This window comes from Streptomyces sp. AC627_RSS907 (genome assembly GCF_019049165.1).
On sequence record NZ_JAGMUE010001351.1, the window covers coordinates 1 to 545 of the forward strand.

The 545-nt window shown below is 69.9% G+C and carries 1 protein-coding gene; it reads right to left on the bottom strand.

What is annotated here, in order from left to right; all coding sequences use genetic code 11:
- Nucleotides 1-49: 49 nt before the first annotated feature.
- Nucleotides 50-346 carry an Asp-tRNA(Asn)/Glu-tRNA(Gln) amidotransferase subunit GatC gene (gene gatC / locus KUM32_RS41870; protein WP_187060759.1) on the bottom strand — a complete coding sequence of 99 codons (297 nt, stop codon included), beginning with the start codon at nt 344-346 and terminating at the stop codon, nt 50-52.
- Between the last annotated feature and the right edge of the window lie 199 nt (nt 347-545).

Consider the following 545-nt stretch of genomic DNA (forward strand, 5'->3'; position numbering starts at 1 on the left):
GTCTCGGCCGCCGTGAGCTTGGTCAGGTCGGTGGTACCCGGCACGGTGGTCACTCCTCCCCCAGAATCTGCGGAACCTTGAAACGCTGCTGCTCCTGGGCCGGGGCGCCGGACAGCGCCTCCTGCGGGGTCAGCGACGGGCGGACCTCGTCCGGCCGCATGACGTTGGTCAGCGGCAGCGGGTGGGAGGTCGGGGGGACGTCCTCGGAGGCGACATCGGAAACGCGGGCGACCGCGCCGATGATCACGTCGAGCTGTTCGGCGAAGTGGTCGAGCTCTTCGTCCTTCAGCTCAAGACGCGACAGCCGAGCGAGGTGGGCGACCTCCTCGCGCGTGATGCCAGGCATGCAGCGATCCTCTGGGTTCTTGGCTTGGGTTCGGGCTGGATTGCGGGTGAACGGGCTGGGTTCCTGAGCGTGGACCCGGGCGCCGTGTGACCGGAGCCGGCCCGTGCGCCGGGTCGTGACGCGCGCCCAATCCTATGCGCCACGGACAGCACCCGACGAAGGGCTTTCCGACGGCCCCCAGCACAGCCACCCACCACCC